The following is a 3,601-nucleotide window of genomic DNA, read 5'->3' as shown; positions in this document are numbered from 1 at the left end:
TTCAGCGCTTTAAAGTTAAATAATATCACGTTGTCATTATTATTAGTCAGTATAAGTTCATCGACTTTAGCCGGAACATGGAACGGTTCAGTCTCTGATCATTGGTTTGAGGGTGGTAACTGGTTGCCGAATACTATACCCGACACCACTACCACAACGATAATTAATAATGGATTAGTAAATCTTAGTAATGGTATATCCACTATTACTCAGCTTCAGTTGGCCCCCTCTTTAAATAATAATTCCCAATTAACCATTTCAGATAATGGCCATTTAACGATGGTAGGCACTAATATTATTGCTGTCGGTGGCGAAAGTGGAAGTAATGGTAGTGGCAAAATAGTTGTGAGTGGCGACAATGCATCGTTAACCATGGCTAATGCATCTCTTTATGTTGGCCTATACGGCTACGGTGAGTTGCAGATTATCGACGGCGGAAAAATGTATATGCTAAATGCCAGTCGGGGATTAGTTTTAGCTGACCATCTTAGTGCCACAGGCATTGCTGAAGTCGACGGTCAGGGTTCATTGATCGATATAGCGGGTAATCTTACCGTTGGCGGTGATGGCAAAGGCTATCTGAATATTACCAATGGTGGCACAGTAAATGCTCATAGTTCATATGATGGTTACGGTTTACTGATTGGCGGATATAACGGTGATAACCGCGGTGGTGGAGTGGTGGTGGTCGACGGCATTGGCTCGACCTTGAATATTACTGGTGATGTTTATATTGGCAATACCGCATCAGGCAATATGTCAGTTTCTAACGGTGCTAAAGTTAATGTACTGAGTACCGCATCTTCTTATCTGGCTGACCAGCAAAACGATGTAGAAAATAGTGTGCTAGTGACTGGGCAAGGTTCAGAATGGAACGCAGGTACGAATTTATTTATTGGCCGGGGCAACGCTAGCGGAGCATTAACCATTAATGACGGTGGTAAAGTTTCTGTCGGTCAGGCGATCGGTGTGGGCTATGGCGATTATAATGCTAGTCTGGCAAGTGCCGGCACCAACGTTATTAATATTGGTGGTACTGAAATCAGTGCGCCTCATGCCGCAGGCTATCTTGATGCTCCGGCCATTCAGCTGTTCACCGCTGATAAAAGTATTCTTAACCTGAACCATACAGATAACACCGGCGACTATATATTGGCTGCGGTAATTGACGGTAATGGCACGATTAACCAGTTGGCAGGTACCACCACATTGACCGGTGATAGTCGTTACTTTGCCGGTAAAACTCAGGTTTATGGTGGTAGCCTGATTGTGAATAACGTATTAGGCGGACAAGTTAATATTGCCGAGTTAGGTATGTTGGGTGGTAGCGGTATAATTAATGGTAATGTTGAAAATTCCGGATTAATCGCACCGAGCATTTTATCGTCATCGAGTATTAACTCCCCTACTCGAATAGGTTCCAGATTTAACACATTAACCATTAATGGTGATTATACTAGTAACAACGGTAAGTTAATACTCAACAGTCATTTGTCCGATGATAACTCTCCCACCGATAAACTGGTGATTAACGGCAATACGAGCGGCAATACGCATGTAAGGGTGGATAACCTCGGCGGCAGCGGTGCACAAACCCTGAACGGTATTGAACTTATCCAAGTAAACGGTTTATCTGACGGTGAGTTTGTCAAAAGTGGTCGCATCGTGGCCGGGGCCTATGATTACTCACTGGCCCGCGGGATAGGTAGCAATACCACCAACTGGTATTTGACTAGCCTAAGCAATGAACCGGTTGACCCTGAAAATCCCGTTGGTCCAGGTGAAGAAATGAAACGCCCTGAGGCGGGAAGTTATGCAGCGAACTTGGCGGCAGCTAACAATATGTTTGTCACCCGTCTGCACGATCGTTTAGGGGAAACTCAATATATCGATGCCCTGACAGGCGAGCATAAAGTGACCAGCATGTGGTTACGCAATGAAGGTGGACATAACCGCTCACGTGATACCAGCGGGCAGTTGAAAACCCAAAGTAACCGCTATGTGATGCAATTAGGTGGCGATATCGCGCAGTGGAGTAACAATGACCTGAACCGTTTACATTTAGGTGTCATGGCCGGTTACGGTAACAGCAAGAGCAATACACGCTCGAAATCCGGTTACCAGTCAGACGGCTCTGTTGATGGTTACACTGTCGGCGTGTACAGCACCTGGTATGCCAACGATGAAGACAAGTCCGGATTGTATGTCGACGGTTGGGCACAATACAGTTGGTTCAACAATACCGTTGAAGGTCAGGATTTGGCAAGTGAGGAGTACAAATCTAAGGGTGTGACTGCCTCGCTTGAGAGTGGCTATACCTTTAAAGTTGGCGAGAATGCAGCTAAAAACGCCACCTACTTTATCCAGCCCAAAGCACAGATTACCTGGATGGGGGTGAAAGCAGACGACCATAAAGAAACCAACGGCACCAATGTGTCTGGTGAAGGTGATGGCAATATCCAGACTCGTCTGGGTGTGAAAGCCTTTATGAATGGGTACGCTGCTCAGGATAAAGGCAAAGATCGTGTGTTCCAGCCGTTTGTTGAAATTAACTGGGTTCATAACACCAAAGACTTTGGCACCAATATGGATGGTGTGACCGTGAAACAAGAAGGCGCAGCGAATATTGCGGAAGTGAAAGTGGGGGTTGAAGGTCAGATCAACAAGCAAGTCAATCTCTGGGGTAATGTTGGCCAGCAAGTGGGCAACAAAGGTTACAGCGATACAGCGGTGATGTTAGGGGTTAAATATAACTTTTAATACTGATTGCAACATTCAAACTAAATAAGTTGACAGACCGGGCGGCAATTAAGCCCGGTTTTGTATTTCATGCTTCAGATAAAACAGTATCCGGTGACTCTGGCCACTCAATATCGGGCACTAGGGAAACATCGATGTTCTTCACTTTTACCCGATACTGTTTCCAGGCTTTTAAGTCGGCTCGGAATTTATCCGGTACAACATCATCGCTATCTTCCAGCTCTTCAATTTCATCTGACAATGCGCCTATCATGTCAGATGCATGAGACATGAGTGATAATTTCTCTCTATCGTTCAAAAGTTATACCTAAACTTGCCAGATGCTTATATTAATCACCCAAGCGATTTACCGTCGGCAGAGCAACGTTTCACTAATGGATTATCAATCGCACGACAGGTCAGAGACCGTGCAATACAGCTAGCCCTATAGCTTATCAACTATCATTTTAGGTGGTACTTATAGTGCCACCTATCTTCGCCAGCGTCCCGATTGGCAGCTAACCATTAGTCATTACGTTTTCTTTCCGGCGTTTTTCCGCCAACTAATGACTTCATCGAGCCGACCCTTGCAGATCCGCAGCTCACGTTTGAGGGCTAGTGTATACAGCCCACTATCACCCCATGTAGCACCAACGAACTCCGGCACCTCGCATATGACCAATGCTGATTCTGGGGGCCACAACTGGATCAAGTAGGTAATAGCTCCCGTCGTAGTCACTCGGAGATATGAGGGTGTTTTCAGTAATTGACTGTTTTGACGGGAGCTAAATAAAAAAGGCCACCAAATTGGTAGCCTTAAAATTATTCTGTAGTGATCGGGATGTTCTCTGGCTATATCAAT

The 3,601-nt window shown here is 45.3% G+C and carries 3 protein-coding genes; 1 reads left to right on the top strand and 2 read right to left on the bottom strand.

Features of this window, described 5'->3' with window-relative positions:
• Window positions 1-279 precede the first annotated feature (279 nt).
• The gene (locus V1952_RS20660) at window positions 280-2,760 is read left to right on the top strand and encodes an autotransporter outer membrane beta-barrel domain-containing protein (protein ID WP_420075439.1); all 2,481 of its coding nucleotides are present in this window, start codon (window positions 280-282) and stop codon (window positions 2,758-2,760) included.
• A 67-nt stretch (window positions 2,761-2,827) separates the two neighbouring features.
• On the opposite strand, the gene V1952_RS20655 is transcribed toward V1952_RS20660, so the two are convergent.
• Both V1952_RS20655 and lysC read right to left on the bottom strand, forming a co-directional pair.
• Window positions 2,828-3,058, bottom strand: a complete 231-nt coding sequence (locus V1952_RS20655) for a tail fiber assembly protein (RefSeq protein ID WP_420075437.1) — start codon at window positions 3,056-3,058, stop codon at window positions 2,828-2,830.
• A gap of 213 nt (window positions 3,059-3,271) precedes the next feature.
• Complete coding sequence (gene lysC / locus V1952_RS20650; RefSeq protein ID WP_420075438.1) at window positions 3,272-3,478, bottom strand: Rz1-like lysis system protein LysC; 207 nt, start codon at window positions 3,476-3,478, stop codon at window positions 3,272-3,274.
• Between the last annotated feature and the right edge of the window lie 123 nt (window positions 3,479-3,601).

The sequence above is a fragment of the Yersinia sp. 2542 StPb PI genome (assembly GCF_048593855.1).
GTDB lineage: Bacteria > Pseudomonadota > Gammaproteobacteria > Enterobacterales > Enterobacteriaceae > Yersinia > Yersinia enterocolitica_E.
Note: the sequence above shows the minus strand (reverse complement) of the source record. Positions and strands in the feature narration are given on the sequence as shown.

Excerpts from the sequence above, each read along its gene's own strand:
- V1952_RS20660 (WP_420075439.1), top strand. The coding sequence starts at position 280 with ATGGTAGGCACTAATATTATTGCTGTCGGTGGCGAAAGTGGAAGTAAT.